The organism is Candidatus Egerieousia sp. (assembly GCF_056211015.1).
In genome coordinates, this window is record NZ_JBAELF010000020.1 from 47,534 (window position 1) to 66,982 (window position 19,449).

17 protein-coding genes are annotated in these 19,449 nt (G+C 47.1%); 7 read left to right on the top strand and 10 right to left on the bottom strand.

The genetic code is table 11. The features are described from left to right. Positions 1-83 precede the first annotated feature (83 nt). From AC06L3_RS01550 to AC06L3_RS01565, 4 genes are read left to right on the top strand one after another with little or no spacing between them, the layout of a single operon-like run. A complete protein-coding gene (locus AC06L3_RS01550) occupies positions 84-1,439 on the top strand; it encodes a TolC family protein (protein WP_475668870.1) in 1,356 nt (451 codons plus the stop codon). Positions 1,440-1,450: 11 nt separating this feature from the next. Next, a complete protein-coding gene (locus AC06L3_RS01555) occupies positions 1,451-2,695 on the top strand; it encodes an efflux RND transporter periplasmic adaptor subunit (RefSeq protein ID WP_475668871.1) in 1,245 nt (414 codons plus the stop codon). A gap of 11 nt (positions 2,696-2,706) precedes the next feature. Continuing rightward, positions 2,707-3,426, top strand: coding sequence for a tRNA (adenosine(37)-N6)-threonylcarbamoyltransferase complex dimerization subunit type 1 TsaB (tsaB, locus tag AC06L3_RS01560; RefSeq protein ID WP_475668872.1), 720 nt, complete (start codon positions 2,707-2,709; stop codon positions 3,424-3,426). Further along, a complete protein-coding gene (locus AC06L3_RS01565) occupies positions 3,426-4,445 on the top strand; it encodes a DMT family transporter (protein WP_475668873.1) in 1,020 nt (339 codons plus the stop codon). Before tsaB ends, AC06L3_RS01565 begins: the two co-directional genes overlap by 1 nt. On the opposite strand, the gene AC06L3_RS01570 is transcribed toward AC06L3_RS01565, so the two are convergent. Then, positions 4,435-4,929 (bottom strand): CvpA family protein, encoded by a 495-nt coding sequence (locus AC06L3_RS01570; protein WP_475668874.1) that lies wholly within the window; start codon positions 4,927-4,929, stop codon positions 4,435-4,437. The two genes, AC06L3_RS01565 and AC06L3_RS01570, sit on opposite strands and share 11 nt — an antisense overlap. A 95-nt stretch (positions 4,930-5,024) precedes the next feature. Here AC06L3_RS01570 and ileS point away from each other — a divergent pair, with 95 nt between their 5' ends. From ileS to AC06L3_RS01585, 3 genes are read left to right on the top strand one after another with little or no spacing between them, the layout of a single operon-like run. Continuing rightward, positions 5,025-8,594 carry an isoleucine--tRNA ligase gene (ileS, locus tag AC06L3_RS01575; RefSeq protein ID WP_475668875.1) on the top strand — a complete coding sequence of 1,190 codons (3,570 nt, stop codon included), beginning with the start codon at positions 5,025-5,027 and terminating at the stop codon, positions 8,592-8,594. Positions 8,595-8,654: 60 nt separating this feature from the next. Then, the gene (locus AC06L3_RS01580; protein ID WP_475668876.1) at positions 8,655-9,059 is read left to right on the top strand and encodes a TraR/DksA family transcriptional regulator; all 405 of its coding nucleotides are present in this window, start codon (positions 8,655-8,657) and stop codon (positions 9,057-9,059) included. A gap of 2 nt (positions 9,060-9,061) precedes the next feature. Beyond that, positions 9,062-9,640, top strand: a complete 579-nt coding sequence (locus AC06L3_RS01585) for a signal peptidase II (protein ID WP_475668877.1) — start codon at positions 9,062-9,064, stop codon at positions 9,638-9,640. A 1-nt stretch (position 9,641) separates the two neighbouring features. Here AC06L3_RS01585 and pth read toward each other — a convergent pair whose 3' ends face one another. From pth to AC06L3_RS01630, 9 genes are all read right to left on the bottom strand, one after another. Continuing rightward, positions 9,642-10,253 carry an aminoacyl-tRNA hydrolase gene (gene pth, locus AC06L3_RS01590; RefSeq protein WP_475668878.1) on the bottom strand — a complete coding sequence of 204 codons (612 nt, stop codon included), beginning with the start codon at positions 10,251-10,253 and terminating at the stop codon, positions 9,642-9,644. Positions 10,254-10,318: 65 nt separating this feature from the next. Continuing rightward, positions 10,319-10,900, bottom strand: coding sequence for a 50S ribosomal protein L25 (locus AC06L3_RS01595; protein ID WP_475668879.1), 582 nt, complete (start codon positions 10,898-10,900; stop codon positions 10,319-10,321). 95 nt (positions 10,901-10,995) lie between these two features. After that, a complete protein-coding gene (infB, locus tag AC06L3_RS01600; protein WP_475668880.1) occupies positions 10,996-13,953 on the bottom strand; it encodes a translation initiation factor IF-2 in 2,958 nt (985 codons plus the stop codon). Between the two features lie 33 nt (positions 13,954-13,986). Continuing rightward, the gene (gene nusA, locus AC06L3_RS01605) at positions 13,987-15,219 is read right to left on the bottom strand and encodes a transcription termination factor NusA (protein WP_475668881.1); all 1,233 of its coding nucleotides are present in this window, start codon (positions 15,217-15,219) and stop codon (positions 13,987-13,989) included. 43 nt (positions 15,220-15,262) lie between these two features. Further along, complete coding sequence (locus AC06L3_RS01610) at positions 15,263-15,733, bottom strand: LSm family protein (protein WP_475668882.1); 471 nt, start codon at positions 15,731-15,733, stop codon at positions 15,263-15,265. Positions 15,734-15,917: 184 nt separating this feature from the next. Further along, positions 15,918-16,337, bottom strand: coding sequence for a hypothetical protein (locus AC06L3_RS01615; protein ID WP_475668883.1), 420 nt, complete (start codon positions 16,335-16,337; stop codon positions 15,918-15,920). Between the two features lie 844 nt (positions 16,338-17,181). Further along, complete coding sequence (locus AC06L3_RS01620; protein WP_475668884.1) at positions 17,182-17,733, bottom strand: CDP-alcohol phosphatidyltransferase family protein; 552 nt, start codon at positions 17,731-17,733, stop codon at positions 17,182-17,184. Continuing rightward, a complete protein-coding gene (locus AC06L3_RS01625) occupies positions 17,688-18,554 on the bottom strand; it encodes a GNAT family N-acetyltransferase (protein ID WP_475668885.1) in 867 nt (288 codons plus the stop codon). Before AC06L3_RS01625 ends, AC06L3_RS01620 begins: the two co-directional genes overlap by 46 nt. 6 nt (positions 18,555-18,560) lie before the next feature. Next, positions 18,561-19,449, bottom strand: an 889-nt coding sequence (locus tag AC06L3_RS01630) for a MerR family transcriptional regulator (protein WP_475668886.1), incomplete at its 5' end; no start/stop codon positions are given.

Consider the following 19,449-nt stretch of genomic DNA (forward strand, 5'->3'; position numbering starts at 1 on the left):
TCCCTCTTATTATTTCATATCATACAGGAATGTTTAAGAAAATGATTAAATTTGCGGTTTGGATATCGTACTGGAGGTATAATATGTCAAGAAAATTTTTTGTATCTGTATGTCTGGCTCAGCTTTTGCTGCTTGGAAGCGCAATGATTCATCACGCTGGCCTGTGTGCACAGACAAAAGAGGCGGCGTGCTGGAGTCTTGGAGCATGTGTGGACTATGCCATTGAAAACAATATTTCAATAGCCCAGGAGGAAATAGCGCTGGCCAGAAGCAGGAACGATCTGCGTGAATCCTACCTTGACCTTGCACCAGGCATTACAGGCGGTGTTTCCCATTCGCTGAACTGGGGCAGGTCCGTGAACGTACAGGAGCTCAGAATCTCCAGAAGCCTTACGCTGAACACATCTGCAAGCATTGATGCCAGACTCACCGTATTTTCCGGTCTGTCCAAGCAGAATACTATAAAAAGCCGGAAGATGGCTCTAAGACTGGAAACGGAAAACTACCGGAAACTCAAGGATGAGATATCGGTGGAGGTTGCAAATTCTTATCTGCAGGTGCTTCTTTATTACGAAATAAATGAACTGAGCAAGAAAAGCTGCGAGGCTTCAGCTCAGAAAGCAGCCAACACCAAAGTGCTTGTTGATGAAGGCAGCGAGCCATACAGCACCTATCTTGAAATGCAGGCAAAGGCCGCCCAGGATTCGCTTCAGCTTGTGAATTCGGGGAACAATCTTTCAAACGCATATCTCGGCCTGGCCCAGCTGTTGAACCTGAGCATTGAGCAGCAGAAGGATTTCCGGGTTGAGATTCCTCAGAACGATGAACTTCTCATAAGCCCTGAGGGTTTGGATTTCAACGAAATATTCAACGACGCACTCAGGCTCCCGAAAATCAGGATGAACGAGTTCGCACTTGAAAAGAGCAGGATAGACCTTAAGATAGCAAAAGGGAACTATTATCCCCAGCTGTCCGTTTCAGCAACATACGGAACATACTATACAGACAGCCAGAAAGCGGCTTTCTTCTCTCAGTTCAATGACAACAAGAACCCGTATCTTGGACTGAGCCTGAGCATACCCATCTTCTCGGGCCTCAAGGCAAGGATAAACACGGACAATGCCAGATTGAACGTGCAGAACAGCCAGTATAATCTTGACAGAGCAAAGCAGGAGCTCTACAAGGAAGTGCAGTCGGTTTATTTTGATGTTCTGAATTCCTACAGGAAGTATCAGGCTGCCAGGAGTTCTGCCGCGGCCAGCCATGAATCCTGGCAGGTGGTTGATTTCAAGGCCCAGGAGGGAGCCGCTACAACAACCGAGGTGATAGTTGCAATGAATAACTGGTTTTCGAGCGCTTCCGAGTGTGTCCAGGCCAAATACCAGTATCTTCTCTTCACCAAGATACTTGATTTTTACAGAGGTATACCAATCAGATAAATTTTTCAGCTATGGCTAAAGATATCAAAAAAGCTAAAGGAAGAACCGGACGCATAGCGCTTGTTGCGGCCCTTGCCATTGTTGTGCTGCTCATTTTGAATGGAGTGCTGAAGGGGAACAAGGCTGTTTCAGTTGAATGCGAATGTCCCGGGATATCAAGTATAACCCAGACAATTCCTGCAAACGGGAAGGTTCAGCCGGTAATAGAGGTCAAGATCTCTCCTGACGTTTCCGGTGAGATTGTGGAACTCAATGTGAAGGAGGGCGACTTCGTTCATGAAGGAGATCTTCTGCTGAAAATCAAGCAGGATGTATATCAGTCAGCCGTTGAGAGGGCTGAGGCCTCCTTGAATTCCACAAGGGCTCAGTACAAGCAGCAGAAGGCCCAGATGGTGCAGCTTGAATCCGCACACACAAGGGCTGAGAAGCTTCTGTCAAAGCAGGCCATAGCAAAATCGGAGTATGAAGCCGCCAAGGCGCAGTATGAGGCCGGGAAGGAGCAGCTGCGCGCCTGTGAGTACAATATACGCAGTTATCAGGCGGCATTGAAGGAAGCCCGCGAGAATCTGGTGAAGACAACCATATATGCTCCAATGGACGGTACAATATCCAAACTCAGCGTTGAGAAAGGCGAGAGAGTGGTTGGTACAGGCCAGATGGCGGGAACCGAGATGCTCAGAATAGCCGATCTTGGAAATATGGAGGTGATGGTTGACGTGAACGAGAACGATATCATAAAGATAAATCTTTCCGATTCAGCGCTTGTGGAAGTTGATGCATATCCCGACGCAAAGTTCAAGGGTCTGGTTACGCAGATAGCATCCTCTTCAAAGAGCGCCGGGACATCGGTGGATCAGGTCACCAATTTCGAGGTAAAGGTCCTCATACTGCCAGAATCGTACCAGCATCTGATCAAGGACGGATCAATGCCTCTGCGTCCGGGAATGAGCGCATCTGTTTCAATAGAAACTCTCAGGCATGACAATGCCCTTGTAATACCTCTCCAGGCAATAACCACACGTTCCGGCCTCATTGATTCCTTGGATTATGGCTCAGCAGTGCATCAGCAGGTCTTTGTTGTTGAGAACGGCAGGGTGCAGGCCAGAGAGATCAGGACAGGCATTCAGGATGTGCTGCAGGTTGAGGTGATTGACGGAATAGATAAGGATACGAAGATTGTTACCGGACCTTTCAATGCAATAAACAAGGAACTCAGGTCCGGAGCAAAGGTTACTGAGAAAAATAGGGTTCAGTGAATGATAGGACAATGAACGAAACAAAACCGCTTTTACTTTTGATAGAGAGCGCAACAGACTGCTGTTCTGTTGCACTGAGTAGTGGAACTGATATAATTGATGAGATATTCGAGGACAGGCCAAGGACACAGGCCGCACTGCTTGCCCCTATGGTTGAGCAGTTGCTTGTCCGCAATTCCCTTACCCTCAAGGACTGCGATGCCGTTGCCATAAGTGAGGGCCCGGGCTCATATACAGGCCTCAGGGTGGGGCTTTCCCTTGCCAAGGGACTCTGTTACGGGGCAGGAAAGCCACTGATAGCTGTCAATACCCTTGCAGCCATGGCGCAGTGCGCTGCAGACACGCTTGAAGCAGGCTCAATGAGCGATTCCGCAGTTGTCATACCAATGATAGATGCCCGCAGGATGGAGGTTTACTCCGCAGTCTTCACTCCCGATGGAAGAACTCTTGCAGCCACAGAGGCCAAAATACTCGACTCTGACTCATATCAGGAATATATAAACCAAGGCATATCCTTCACTGGCGATGGCTCCGGCAAATTCAGGAAGCTTCTGGAGGAGGAAGGCCGTCTTTGCAGCAGCCTTGCATTCATTGATGCAAGACTCAAGGCAAGCGGAATGCGCGTTGCCGCAAGCAAGGCATATCAGGAGTCCGATTTCAAGGACGTGGCATATTTCGAACCATTCTATCTCAAGGACTTTGTGGCAGGCAAACCTAAAAAACTTCTGTAATGGGAAAAGGAAAGTTCTTGTATCATATCTATGCGCTGGTTGTAACGGCGGTCTGGGGAACAACCTTCATATCCAGCAAGGTGCTGATGAATGCCGGCTTCAGTCCAACTGGCGTTTTTGTGCTGAGGTCTCTGATTGCATACATATGCATGTGGACATTGCTCACAGCCAAACATAAGAAGGGCAGTTCAAAGTTCTGGGCAAAGAATCTCAAGGATGAGTTCTATTTCCTGCTCCTTGGTATCAGCGGTGGATCCCTGTACTTTCTTGCGGAAAACACAGCTGTCAGTTATACTCAGGCCAGCCATGTGTCATTCATAGTGGGAACTGTTCCATTGATAACGGCCCTTGCAACCATCGCTGTAAAGAAATATTTCAAGGGAAAGATATCGGACGGTCTGGAAGAGGTGAAGTTTTCATGGAATCTGCTTCTGGGCACTGTGCTGTGTATTGTTGGTATGGCTATGATTATCTTTGAAGGCGCCAGTGCCGAGGCTGACGCCGTTTCTGCGCCTCATCCGGTTCTTGGAGATCTCCTGGCTTTGCTGGCGGCAGCCTGGTGGGCCCTTTACAGCATACTTGCAGGCCAGCTTACCAACGAGTACGGCAGCCTGTTCGCTACAAGAAAAGTCTTCTTCTGGGGACTGATTACAATCGTGCCGTTTGTGATTTATGATGCTTCAGTAACTTCCACTATCGATGGTGGAAATACCTGGGGACTGCTATATGATGGTTCGGAGAGCCTTACTTCCCTTCTGTGCAGCGGCAAGGTGCTGTTCAACCTGCTCTTCCTGGGACTTCTGGCGTCATTCATAGGATACGTTGTATGGAACAGGGTGATGGCCGCCCTGGGAAATGTCACCAGTACAAATTACATTTACCTGAATCCGTTCTTCACCCTTGTGGCTGCAGTGCTGATACTTGGCGAGAGCCTTACCTTCATAGGCACCATAGGCAGCCTGGCTATCATCGGCGGCGTGATTCTTGCCGGCGGTAAGAAGATAGAGCTTAAAATTTGATACTGAGCAGATAAGGGAACAGCTTTTCGTACAGATTCACAAGCCATACCCAGATGGATGATTCCTTCAGGGTAGCGCTGTCCACCAGATCCCAGCCGGCGTTTATCCTGTTGAAAGCGTATACCATTACGGAAAGCAGGAGTATGATCCTGGCTGCTCCAAGCACTGCGCCAAGAAGCCTGTTCAGCCATCCCAGTGTGCTTATTTTGAGTATCTTCTCAATGAAACGGGCAAGAAGCCATCCGAGCAGTATCACCAGAACAACTATTATTATGAAACAGGCAATGTACATAGTCCTTTCTCCGGCATGGCACCATTGCTGAACTTTCACGGCGGCCCAGGAACTGAACTTGAAGGCGCACCATACACCTGCAAATATTGACAGAAGGCCTACAGCCTGTCTTACGAAGCCCTTGAAAGCACCGATTATTGCCATTGCAACAATTATCACTCCAAACACCAGATCCAAAATATTCACGCTCATAAATACTGATTTTTAAGAAAGTTCAAATATAGGAAAAATAAGGGTTTTTGCAGTGATTTTCGTATCTTTGCAGTTTTAAAAAAATAACTGTTGATATGGGATTTGCAGAGTATAAGAATCTGGACCTTGTTGAGGTGAATGCCAGTGTGCTTGAAAAATGGAAAAAGGAGAATTGCTTTGAGCGTGCATTGAAGCTCAGGGAAGCCGGACCGAAATTCATTTTCTTTGAAGGACCGCCTTCTGCCAACGGAATGCCGGGCATACATCACGTAATGGCCAGAAGCATCAAGGACGCAGTATGCCGTTACAAGACACAGAGCGGATATCTTGTCAACAGAAAGGCCGGATGGGACACTCACGGACTTCCTGTTGAACTTGGTGTGGAGAAAATGCTTGGAATCACCAAGGAGGACATAGGAAAGAAGATTTCCGTTGACGAATACAATGCCGCCTGCCGCAAGGAGGTCATGAAATATACAGCCGAGTGGGTGAATCTTACCCAGAGAATCGGATACTGGGTTGATATGGACAATCCATATATCACCTACGATAACAGATACATTGAGACATTGTGGTATCTGCTCAAGAAACTTTACGACAAAGGCCTTCTTTACAAAGGCTATACTATCCAGCCATATTCACCTGCAGCCGGAACAGGCCTGAGCTCTCACGAACTCAATCAGCCGGGATGTTACCGCGATGTAAAGGATACAACCTGCGTGGGTCAGTTCAGGATGCTTGATCCAAAGCCTGAGATGACAGGCTGGGGTACCCCGTATTTCATTGCCTGGACAACAACCCCGTGGACACTTCCTTCAAACGTGGCTCTCTGTGTGGGACCAAGGATTGATTATGTTGCAGTACGCACATACAATGCATATACAGGAGAGAAGATTACAGTAGTTCTCGGCAAGCCGCTGCTTTATTCCCATTTCAATAAAAAGGCGGAGGGCATTGCATTGGAGGACTACAAGGCCGGTGACAAGCTCGTACCTTTCCAGGTAGTGGGAGAGTACAAGGGATCCGATCTCGTTGGTATGAAATACGAACAGCTCATTCCTTGGGTGAAACCTGTAGAACTTGCCGATGCATCCTGCAGCAATGCGGTTGACTGCCCTTCCGGAATAAGGATTGCCGACGCTTCACAGAAAGCTTTCAGAATCATTCCTGGAGATTATGTCACCACTGAAGATGGTACAGGAATAGTTCACATTGCACCTACATTCGGTGCCGACGATGCCTTTGTTGCAAAGGCTGCAGGTATTCCAAGCCTGTTCATGATAAACCGCAAGGGTGAAACCCGCCCTATGGTTGACCTTACAGGAAAATTCTACAGGACAGAGGAACTTGATCCTGAATTCGTGAAGAATTTTGTAAACCTTGACATTTACAGGGAATTTGAGGGCGCCTGGGTGAAGAACGCATACGATCCTCAATATACGGTTAACGGCAAGTATGATGAGAAGGCTGCTTCAGCGGCTCCTAACCTTGACGTTGCACTCTGCCTCATGATGAAGGGACAGAACAAGGTCTTCAAGATAGAGAAGCATGTCCATAACTATCCTCACTGCTGGAGAACAGATAAGCCTGTGCTCTATTATCCTCTCGACAGCTGGTTCATACGTGCAAGCGCTGCAAAGGAAAGAATGTATGAACTCAACAAAACCATAGACTGGAAACCTGAATCAACAGGAACAGGAAGATTCGGCAAGTGGCTTGAGAATCTCAACGACTGGAACCTCAGCAGAAGCCGTTACTGGGGAACACCTCTTCCTATATGGAGGGATGAGGACGGAGCGGAGAAATGCATAGGTTCAGTTGAGGAACTATATGCAGAGATTGAGAAATCCATTGCAGCAGGCTTCATGAAGGAGAATCCATACAAGGCCAAAGGCTTTGTTCCGGGAGTATATACTAAAGAGAATTACGAGAAGATAGAACTTCACAGACCGTATGTGGACCATATCATTCTTGTTTCCGATGCGGGCAAGCCAATGAAACGAGAACTGGACCTCATAGATGTCTGGTTCGATTCAGGCTCGATGCCATACGCACAGCTTCACTACCCATTCGAGAACAAGGAACTTGTGGATGAGGGCAGGAACTTCCCTGCAGACTTCATTGCAGAAGGAGTTGACCAGACCAGAGGCTGGTTCTATACCCTCCACGCAATTGCCACCATGGCATTCGACAGCGTTGCTTACAGGAGCGTTATATCGAACGGACTTGTCCTTGACAAGAACGGCATGAAGATGAGCAAGCGCCTGGGCAACGCAGTGGATCCTTTCCAGGCCCTTGACACCTACGGTGCCGATGCACTCCGATGGTATATGCTTACAAACGCCCAGCCTTGGGACAACCTCAAGTTCGATACTGCAGGCGTTGACGAAGTAAAGAGAAAGTTCTTTGGAACGCTATTCAATACATATTCTTTCTTTGCACTGTACGCAAACGTTGACGGCTTTGATACCAAGGCACCGGAGGTGCCGGTAAGCGAGCGCCCGGAACTTGACAGATGGGTGATCTCATACCTTAACTCTCTTATAAAGAATGTCAGGGAATGCTATGAAAACTTTGATATCACAGGTGCCGGAAGACTTATTCAGGACTTCGTTTGCGACAACCTGAGCAACTGGTATGTCCGACTCGGCAGGAAACGCTTCTGGGGTGCAGCAATGAGTTCCGACAAACTCAGCGCATATCAGACACTGTACAGCTGCCTTGAAACGGTTGCAATGCTCGGCGCTCCTATAGCACCTTTCTATATGGACAGGCTCTTCCTTGACCTAAATGCCGTAAGCGGCAGGCACAGCGAAAGTTCAGTTCATCATACAATCATGCCTGTAGCCAACAAGGCTCTCATAGACCCTGATCTGGAACAGCAGATGGCACTTGCCCAGAATGCAACTTCAATGATTCTCAGCCTGCGCCGCAAGGTGAATATAAATGTTCGCAAGCCTCTTGCCAAAATGATTGTTCCTGTTCTGGACAGCAGGATAGGGGAGCAGCTTTCAAAGGTCAGGAATTTGATTCTCAACGAAGTGAACGTAAAGGAAATGGAGTTCATAAGTGATACTACGGGTCTGATTACAAAGAAGATCAAACCTAATTTCAAGACGCTTGGTAAGAAATATGGTGCGGCCATGAAGAGCATTGCTTCAGCCTTTGCATCTTTCAGCCAGCAGCAGATAGCACAGATTGAGAAGGAAGGCAGTTATTCATTCCAACTTGAAAATCCTGCCATGCAGGTTGAACTGATTCCTGAAGACTACCAGATTTCATCCGAGGATATGCCGGGTTGGTTGGTTACATCAATGGGTCAGCTTACAATAGCGCTTGATATAACCATTACCGAGGAATTGAGGAAGGAAGGTCTGGCACGTGAGCTTGTGAACAGAATCCAGAATGCCAGGAAGGAATGCGGACTCGAAGTCACTGACAGAATAAATGTTGAGCTGAATGCTTCTGCGGAAAGCAATGTAAGTATTAAAAGCGCTCTCGCAGCATTCGGGGATTATGTACGTTCTCAGACCCTTACGGCGGAAATATCATTCAATGAGAATATTTCTGTTCCTGAAGAGGCGGTAATATGTGCCACTGGAGGTATCTGCAAGGCCGAATGGGAGGACGGAGACCAACTGGCAATCAGGATTGAAAAGATATAGGCCTTGCTTTAATCACAATTAGTTGTTATATTTGAAATTAACATTAAACTTATCAAGGATATGAGCGAATCAGATAACGCACAGACTGCAACTTCAGTAAAGTTGCGTTACAGCGATGAGGAACTTCAGGAATTCAAGGAACTAATTCTCAAGAAACTTGAGAAGGCCCGCGCAGATTATGAAGTGCTCAAGCAAACAATGACGCATAGCACCAGCAACGATGTGGAGGACACATCTCCTACTTTCAAAGTGCTGGAAGAGGGCGCTACCGCTCTTTCCAAAGAGGAGAGCGGACAGCTGGCTGCTCGTCAGTACAAGTTTATCCAGAATCTTGAAGCGGCTCTTGCAAGAATTGAGAACAAGACCTACGGCATCTGCCGCGAGACAGGCAAACTCATTCCAAAGGAAAGGCTGATGGTTGTTCCACACGCTACTTTGAGCATAGAGGCCAAAAACAAGAGATAGCAATGTTTTTTTCAAAGGGCAGGAATGTAGCGGCGTTTGTGATAATGCTGGTTATTATGGACCAGCTTGTCAAGATTGCTGTAAAGACCTCAATGGTGCCGGGAGAGTCCTTCAATGTGCTTGGCAGCTGGTTTCGTATCAATTTCATTGAGAATAACGGAATGGCTCTTGGAATACAATGGGGTGATTACATCGGTAAAATCCTGCTCACTTCTTTCAGAATAATTCTCATTTCTGTGCTAATATGGTATTTGAAATGCCGCTTGTTAGTGCAGAAGGCTCCCACGGGTGTCATTGTTGGAGTGTCACTCATACTTGTTGGAGCAATAGGGAATGCCATCGACTGCATTTTCTATGAAATGATTTTCGGAGCTGCCGATCCTGTCACAGGTGTTGTGATGCACAGACCGTTTATGGGTAAAGTGGTTGATATGTTCTACTTCCCTATAATTGAAACTGAACGTTTCGTGTTCTTCCAGTACATTTTCAACTTTGCAGATGCCTGTATCAGTTGCAGCGTGGTGTATCTGATACTGTTTCAACGGAAGTTCTTCTCGAATGCAAATACTGAAAAAGCCTGATTCAATCAGGCTTTTTCTCTGTTCTTTCTTCAACTTTATCATCTTTGGGTTTGGTGTTGCAGACATTCATTGCGCGGTCGGGCCCCATTGTTATGAATGCCTTTATGGCCTTGCAGCATCTGTCAAGCAGTTCAGGCATAGCCTTGTTCTCCTCCTCTGACCATTCTCCAAGAACATAGTCAATCTGGGCTCCTTTTGAAAAATTGCTGCCCACGCCGAATCTCAGTCTCGCCCAATTGCTGCCGCCAAGACATTCCGTAATGTTCTTAAGTCCGTTATGGCCTCCGTCACTTCCAGCCTTGCGCATCCTTAAGGTGCCGAAAGGAATAGCAATGTCATCAACTATGACAAGCAGGTTCTCATTCCTGCACTTGGTTTCATTCATCCAGTATCTTACGGCCTTTCCGCTCAGGTTCATATAGGTCGATGGTTTGATGAATATGAGCTTGTTGCCTCTGAAGGAAACTTCTGCTACGGATGCGTACCTGTCAGATCTGAATCTGGTGCCCTCAAAGTCCTTTATGAAATGGTCCACCACCATGAAACCCGAGTTATGGCGCGTTCCGGCATATTCAGCTCCTATATTCCCCAATCCTACAATAAGATAATTCATAGCATTAAAAAAGGTCTGGCATACAGTTTCTATATGCCAAACCTGTCTTGTAAATCAAACAGACTTTATTTAGCCTCAGCTGAAGCCTCAGCTGTTGCGGAAGCACGTGTAGCCTTGACTGCGCAAACAATGGTGCCTTTTGGAGAAACCATCTGAACATTGTCATAGTGAAGGTCACCGGCATTGATAGTCTTGCCAAGTCCTAGTTTGGTAATGTCAACAACGAGCTCGTCAGGAAGATTATCCTTCATGGCTGAAACTTTGAGTTTCCTTACGTTTACAACAAGCTTACCACCCTGCTTAACGCCTTCTGAGTTACCTGTAATGGTAACAGGGACAGCGATAACTACCGGTTTGCTGTCTGAAACTGCGAGGAAGTCAACGTGGATAGGCTCGTCTGAAAGTGGATGGAACTGCAAATCGTGAACGGTTGCGAGCTGCTCCTTGTCCTCAAATTTAAGATTGATGAGGAAAGATTTTGGAGAAGCGAGCAATTTCTTGAGTTCCTTGAGGTCAACGTTGAAGTTGATGTTCTCAATACCGTTTCCATAAACGATTGCAGGTACCATACCGGCTCTGCGAATCTGCTTCACGCTCTGTTTGTTGCCAAGTGTTCTTGGACTTGCGTTCAATGTAAAAATCTGCATAATGTTTTAATTTAAAATGTGTTACTCAGTCCTTACGGACCCCATTGCACCAAAAGCCTGAGCTTTTTTTGCGCGGCAAATATAATAATTATTTTTTATAAAGTCCTTTTTACTTCTACAATCTGGTATGCTTCAACAACATCGCCAATCTTGATATCGTTGTAGTTCTCAATATTCAAACCGCAATCCTGTCCGCTGAGAACTTCCTTGGCATCGTCCTTGAAGCGTTTGAGAGAGCCAAGGACGCCTGTGTAAACTACAATGCCGTCCCTGATAACCCTCACTTTGGCGGTCCTTGAGAGTTTTCCTTCCTTCACAACGCAGCCTGCAATGGTACCAACCTTCGAAATCTTGAAGGTCTCCTTGACCTCGGCAGTTGCTGTGATTTCCTCTTTCTCCTCCGGAGCAAGCATACCTTCAATACCGCTCTTGATCTCATTGATTGCATCATAGATTACAGAGTAGAGCCTTATCTCAATCTCCTCCTTGTCGGCGAGTTTCCTTGCCTGTGCCGCCGGCCTTACCTGAAATCCAATGATAATGGCATTGGATGCTGCAGCAAGAAGAACATCGGATTCCGAGATGGCGCCTACTGCCTTGTGTATTACATTCACCCTGACTTCCTCAGTGGAAAGTTTGATGATTGAATCGGACAATGCCTCGATTGAACCGTCAACGTCACCCTTGATAATGAAGTTGAGCTCCTTGAAGTTTCCGATGGCAATACGGCGGCCGATCTCCTCAAGGGTAATATGCTTCTGTGTCTTCAATCCCTGGATTCTTATAAGCTGCTCCCTCTTGTTCGCAATGTCCTTTGCCTCCTTCTCATCGTCGAATATGTTGAAATTCTCACCGGCGGTTGGCGCACCGTTCAAGCCAAGTATTGAAACAGGAGTGGAAGGACCTGCTTCGGTAACCTTCTGACCTCTCTCGTTGAACATAGCCTTTACTCTACCAGTGTAGCATCCTGAAAGCATTATGTCTCCAACGTGAAGAGTACCGCTCTGTACAAGGATGGTTGCAACATATCCGCGTCCCTTGTCAAGCGCTGACTCGATAACTGAACCTACAGCCTTCTTTGAAGGATTGGCCTTGAGTTCAAGCAGATCGGCCTCAAGGAGAACCTTCTCAAGAAGATCTTCAACGCCAATGCCTTTCTTTGCCGAAATTTCCTGACACTGATATTTTCCTCCCCAGTCCTCAACGAGAATGTTCATATTGGAAAGCTGCTCCCTGATCTTTTCAGGATTTGCGCCCGGTTTATCTATCTTGTTGATTGCAAATATCATAGGTACGCCTGCAGCCTGTGCGTGGTTTATAGCCTCAATTGTCTGCGGCATTATGGCGTCGTCTGCGGCAATGATGATTATGGCCACGTCGGTGATCTTGGCACCACGGGCACGCATTGCGGTGAATGCCTCGTGACCAGGAGTGTCCAGGAATGTGATTCTTCTCCCTGAAGGAAGTTTTACGTTATATGCTCCAATGTGCTGGGTGATACCACCGGCCTCACCTGCAATCACATTCGACTTTCTCACATAGTCAAGAAGTGATGTCTTGCCATGGTCAACATGTCCCATCACAGTAACTATTGGAGGCCTGCTCTCCATATCTTCAGGCTTGTCAACATCATTCTCCTCATTGATTGCCTCCTGAATGTCGGCTGTCACGAATTCAACGGTGTATCCGAATTCCTCCGCTACAAGAACGAGAGCTTCCGCATCAAGCCTCTGGTTTATGGAAACCATAAGTCCAAGGTTCATGCAGGCGCCTATTACCTGTGTCACAGGTACGTTCATCATTACGGAAAGGTCATTGACAGTTACGAACTCTGTGAGCTTGAGAATCTTGCTCTGCATCTGCTCCATCTCCTCCTCTTCCATCTGCCTCTGGTTCATGAGCTCTCTCTTCTCCCTTCTGTATTTGCTGCCCTTTGTCTTTCCCTTGCTCTCCACCATTCTCTGGTAGGTTTCCTTTATCTGTTTCTGAACTTCATCGTCATCGACTTCGTTCTTAATAGGTTTGAACTTGTCTTTCCTGTTATGCTTGCCCTGACCCTGCTGATTCTGCTGGTTCTGGTGGAACTGACCGTTCTTCTGATTCTGTCCTTTGCCGAAATTAGCTGAGGTAGGATTCTTTCCCGCCTCATGGGCAACGTCAACTTTCTCCTTCTGCTTGTGTATCCTTTCCCTCTTTCCGTTCTTCTGCTTGTTATCCTTCTTCTTTTCGAACTGGCTCAGGTCAATGGTCCCCTTTATGTTAGGACCTGTAAGCTTTTCAACCTTGGTTTCAATATGCTCGATTACAGGGGCGGTTTCGGCAGGCTTCTGGGTACTTTCTTTTGGAGTCTGTGCCGTCTGTGGAGCTGCATCGGTCCTGGCCTTCGGAGCTGCGGAGTCAACAGCTGGTGCGGCCTGGATCTTCTTAGGATTCAGATCTATTGTGCCAAGATTCTTTGGTGCATGTAATTTATCCACTTCAGTCTTGAATACCTTGTCCTGTTTTGGTTCCGGTCTGGCAATCTCTGGCTGCGGATTTTCTTTTACAGGCTGAGGAACCTCCTTGATTGCATCCGTCACAGGCTGTGCCTCAACTGTAACCTGTGCGGGAGCAGAAGATGGAACAGCACTAACCACCTTCATTTCCGGCTTGTCCTCAATTTCTATTTCAGGTTTGGCTTCTTTCTCGGGTTCCGCCTTGAATTCTGTCTCAAGCTTCACTTCAACTACAGGTTCTTCTTTAGGCTCTGGCTTGATTTCAATCTTCACCTCCGGCTTAAGCTCAGGCTTAGGTTCCGGTTTCGGTGCGGACTGCTTCATTTCATTCTTGGCAAAATCCTTTACCTTGAGGGCAATCTTCTTTGATTCCTCCTTTATGGTTATCTCCTTGTTGAATTCTTTGGCAACGAGCTCGTATGCGCTGCCACTGATCTTGAAACTAGGATTGGCTTCCGCTTCTATTCCTTTTGACTTGAGGAAATCAACCAGCGTACCCATGCCTATGTTGAATTCCTTTGCTACTTTGATAATTCTTATTGACTCCAGTTCTGCCATATTTTATTTCAGGAAATGTTAGTTATTTTTCAATTAGTCCTCAAATTCAGCTTTGAGTATTCTCTGTACCTCTTCAACAGTCTCAGTCTCAAGGTCCGCGCGTTTGCTTATATCCTCAACTGAGAGAGCAAGAACGCTCTTTGCAGTGTCACATCCTATAGCCTTGAGGGCGTCAATGATCCACTGATCTATCTCATCATTGAAATCGGTGAGAAGAACGTCCTCCTCTTCCTCCTCAAGCTCTCTGAATACTTCAATCTCCTTTCCAAGAAGCATGCTTGCAAGCTTGATGTTGCTGCCACCCTTTCCGATTGCCAGAGAAACCTCAGAAGGCTTGAGTGAAACGTATATCTTCTTATCCTCTTCGCTTATCTTTATTGAAGTGATCTTGGCCGGTGAAAGCGCTCTCTGTACCAGAAGCTGTTCGTTGCTTGTCCAGTTGATAACATCAATGTTCTCGTTCCTGAGTTCCCTTACAATACCGTGGATTCGTGAACCTTTCACACCAACGCAAGCTCCAACAGGATCGATTCTGTCATCATATGACTCAACGGCAACCTTGGCCCTCTCGCCCGGCATCCTGACTATCTTCTTGATTGTGATAAGGCCGTCGAACACTTCAGGAACCTCCTGCTCGAACAATTTCTGGAGGAAAGTCTCCGATGTTCTCGAAAGAGTGATTACAGGATTGCTGTTCCTCATCTCAACGCTCTTGATAACTGCCTTCACGGTGTCTCCCTTGTGGAATGAGTCGTAAGGAATCTGCTCGGTCCTTGGGAGCAGCAGCTCGTTGCCGTCTTCGTCCATGACCAGCACTTCCTTCTTCCATGCCTGATAAGCCTCGCCAACAAGAACCTCACCTATTCTTTCCTTGTATGCATTGTAAAGATTGGCCTTCTCAATGTCTGAAATCCTGCTCTGAAGATTCTGCCTGAGGTTAAGGATTCCTCTCCTTCCGAAACTGCTGAGCTTCACTTCCTCTGAGAACTCCTCGCCAATTTCGTATGAGTCATCTATCTTGTCAACCTCTTCCTTGGATATCTGGGTGTTAGGATCCTCAACGGTTTCAACCACCTCACGGTTGCGCCATATTTCAAGGTCACCCTTGTCAATGTTGATGATGATGTTGAAATTGTCCGCTGAACCGTACATTCTTGCCAATTGTGTGCGGAAAATATCTTCCAGCACGCTCATCATTGTTGGTCTGTCAATATTCTTAAGTTCCTTGAACTCTGCAAATGAACTTACAAGGTTTAAACCTTCCATTGCTCTAATCTAGTTTTGATATTATTATTAGTTTTCTTTCATCTTATTTGAATTCCACAACAGGCTTGCAGCTCTTTACTTCCGCAAGAGGGTACAGGGTGGCAATCTTCCTCTCAACCTTCTTCTTCATTCCCTCCTCCTTGACCAACCTGGCGATAGTGAGTTCTATTCCCTGCTCGGAATACCCTGTGAGAGTTCCCTTGACCCATCGGCCTTTCTTCAAGGTTATCTGAACCTGGCTCCCCATGAACTTCTCGAACTGCCGGGCAACCATGAAAGGCATGTCAAGACCTGCGGAACTTACCATAAGTGAGTAATCCTCTTTCTCCCTGTCAAACGCATTCTCGAAAATGTCGTTGACAGCTGCGCAGTCATCTATGCTCACCTCGCCGCTCATTCTGTCAATGTATATCTCTATATCGTTTCCGGCTGATATGCCAATGTTTATCAGGAATAATCCGTGCTCCTGAAGATATGGCTCTATAACCTGCTGAATCTCTGTTTTTTGCAACATAACTGAATGTTTATGATAATTATCGGGTAAAGATAAAGGGCAACCGCCCTGCGGTCACCCTCACATTCCGGTCGCAAATATAATTCATATTTTCAAATCATCAAAATATATCTTAATGATTTTGAACGGAATGTGTCTGCTTTCGCTTGTTGCAATCCGTTTGCTGCTTCCGGCGTTCGTTTTGTCACATTCTTGCCAATTTTGTGGCCATCATCCCTTTTCGGTCCTCGTTTGAGCGCGTTTTCCCCAAAAACGTGTCAATTTTACGCTTCAAGCTCCATTTTGGACGCATTTTTCGCAAAAATGTGACTATTCTGCCGCTTTTTGTGGTCCGCTTGATTGCGGCAGTTGTGTTTATTCCCGCTCCCGGGCTATACCGAACCTGCTGCTTTCCGCAACTCTCCAAACGTTTGACTGCTGCAGTCACTTCATCTGAAAAACTTTGCCTTTCCCGGGCAAAGCTTTTGCAGATTCCAGTGACCTGCCGCTGAACGATGCCATAAACATACAGGTGCCTCGCCATTTTTTTTACTTGCATTGTGGCCGCCACAATTCGTGCAATATTGTGGCCATGAATCGTGATTCGTCCACAAATCATGGCCATTTGTGGACAAACTGGTGAAATAGTTCACTTATTCCACAAATATGTTGATTTTGTGGCCGCTTCATTATTGTCGGCCACAATAATACGTGTTTTGTGGCTGGCTGGCGGGTTGCTCAGTCGTTGGTGACGCCAAGTCTGCTTGCACTGGCTCTGCTGAGTGCAGTACAATGGCGCCTGTTGCAGGCAGACCCTCATTTTGAAGTTCGGATGTTTTTAAACTTTTCTATGGTTCAGCGATTGCCGGCTTTTGAACAGCTTTTCACAAAGATAATTTTTCCCCCGGATTGCAGAAGACGAGTGCGATCAGCACCCACTGCAAGCAGCTTTGGCGGACCTGATTTCCCTGGTAACCATGCTCAATACCCGTTAGTCAGAGGGTATTGAGCATACCTCGTTTTGCAACATCGTGATAATCAATAGTGTATTTCTTGCCATCGTGCTCAATACCTTTAATTATGGGGTATTGAGCACACTTGGTTTCGAAAGATATGGGTCTGACAACAGCGGAAGCGCAAATGGAGCCCTTGAAGGGCCAGCGCGGTGCCACAATGCAAATACCTCATTGAGCCGCCAGTTCGCCGCTCCGATCCGTACAGGATTTGCCCATTTCCTGTACGGAACGTCTTGATTTGCTTGTTCGGTACAGGATTCAATCTTTTTCTGTCCAATACATCCAATACCGCATGTGCCATACAGAATCAGTGTCTGTCATAGTGTACAAGGTCTCTGGAGAAGAGTGCAAGGTTCGTGCAAAAGTTACAAGGTCTGTGAGAAAACGTGCACGACCATCAAAAACTCTGGGTAATCTTGTGCGGTAAGACCGGGACCTAATACAGGAACACCTCTAAAATCGATTGCGGAATGTGCAGTCAGAGGGTGTTGTTATATCTTCCAGTATGCTGAGAGTTGCTACAAAGCATGTTATTATAACAGGAAGAATCACTTCAAACAATATGTTTGCCAGAGGCAGGCAGAATAAAAGCAAGCCAGTCAGCCTGTTCAGAATGGTATGCGGCACTGTGAAACGGTGATGCCATCTCGAGTTGACACTGATGCCGACGGTTTTCGTAATCCCTATAGCCGCCACCCACAACCATATCCAAAAAGGAAGATTGAACGATGGCAGAATCGTTATTCCGGCACATACGGCAAATACGATATCCGCAAGGCTGTCAATCCTCGAACCGAGCTTGCTGACCGCCACGAGTTTCCTTGCCAGAGGTCCGTCAATCATATCGGAGACCCCTCCCCAGCAATACAGCGTCCAGAACCAAGGGCTGAAGACGGGAAAAAGTAGCATTGCGAATCCAGCGATGCCTCTGGATGAGGAAATAATGTTAGGAACAGGGCTCATTCTCTTCTCCAGCGCTTCAGCATTGGGAAAAACTTTTGGCAATGTTCCCTCATCTGCTCGTTGCTCATCCCAGCCTGCGCACCGAACAGCGAGCACATTTCGATATATTCCTCCATTGACACCTTATCAACGAATTCTCCGTCCTGATAGCAGTATTTGCAGTAATCGAAGTTGGCACTTCCGTCAGCATTGGTGCCGCACAAGTCATCGGACGACATCGGCATACCGCAACTTTGACAGAACTGAGGCAACTGCCCTTCCTGGAAATGCTTCTCTTTTGCCGGGAAGGCTGCCTCATAGTTCTCAAAGCTTGCCGGGTCATCATCGGCGGCAAAGTATCCCTTCGGGGTATGGTATGTACCTTCAACTCCTTTCAGGTAACCCGGAATCAGTTCCTGGGCGAGGAAATACGGCACTTCGGACTCCTTCGGTTCCGCATGATAATGTATGTTGAGGGAACTGGCAAGAACAAATCCAGCGTGTTTATAGAAATCTATGTTTCCTTCCATGCATAATACACCTATTCCCATTTCACGCGCCTTCTCAATGGAATAGTTCAGCAATTTAAGGCCATAGCCCTTGCGCTTGTGATCCGGATGAATGCTGATGGGACCGAATGTCCAGGCTGGAATTGAGCTGCCATCCTCTCGGAATAATTCTGCCTTGGAATACATAACGTGGCCGATGATTCTATCGTCTTCTTCCATGACAAAGTCAAGTTCAGGGATGAAATCGGGATTGCTGCGGTAATGGTGCAGCACGAAATGTTCAACGCATCCCGGGCGATATACGTTCCAGAATGCTTCGCGGGTCAGTTCCTCAACCTTGCGGTAATCTTCAGGTGTTTCAAGTCTGATGTTCATATTTGTCTAATTTTTCTCCACAGGGACCTGGATGATGGTCAGCCATTTGTCCGAATCTTCCTGATTCCATATTCCGTCTATATAGACTGCTCGCGGATTACCTGCAATCTTATAGCCTTCCTTTTCGAGCCAGGCAAAAAGGTCAATGTATGCCTGATACAGCCTGCCATACGCCCCGAACACCTTCAGACAGGCTGCCTTCGGAACTTCCGGGATGTCCTTGAACTTGATGATATCAGAGTCCTTGCCTTTGGCGGTCACTTTCTCGCAATACTCGATATCAATATCCTGAGGCTTGTACCCTCCGTGTTCGATGGTGTAGCAGTAACCAGGTTCCGGGCACTCGCAGCCCAGGCGGGCCATTTCAGGACCGATGACCTCGTAGCACAAGCGGCCGAGGTCTTCGTAAGAAGGGATAACTGTGCGGTGTGACGCCACGGTGATTGCAGGCAGACTTTCAAAATAAACTTTTTCCATTTTGTGTAATTTCTTTCGGGAAGCCACCACGGCCTTGGGCATCCGTTCCCGCTCCTTCAGCATCTCAAGTTCGGCTTTGCATGCCCTGATCTTCTCCTCAAGAGACTCGACCGAAGGGAAATGACTTTCATCCTCCCACAGGTCGCGTATCTCTTCAAGAGAATATCCCAGGCTCTTGAGCGTTGTGATGCTCTGAATCTTCTGCAACTGCCCCACGGCATAATAGCGGTAGCCCGTTTCGCGGTCGATGATTGCCGGCCGCAGGAGACCTATCTCCTCATAATGCCGCAGAGCCCGTACCGTGACTCTGCCAAGGCGTGAGAACTCCCCGATTTTCAAACGATTGTTGTTCATAACATCTGTGCACTGATTGTTAACGCCTGCAAAGATATATACTGCCGTAGGGTACGAGTCAAGA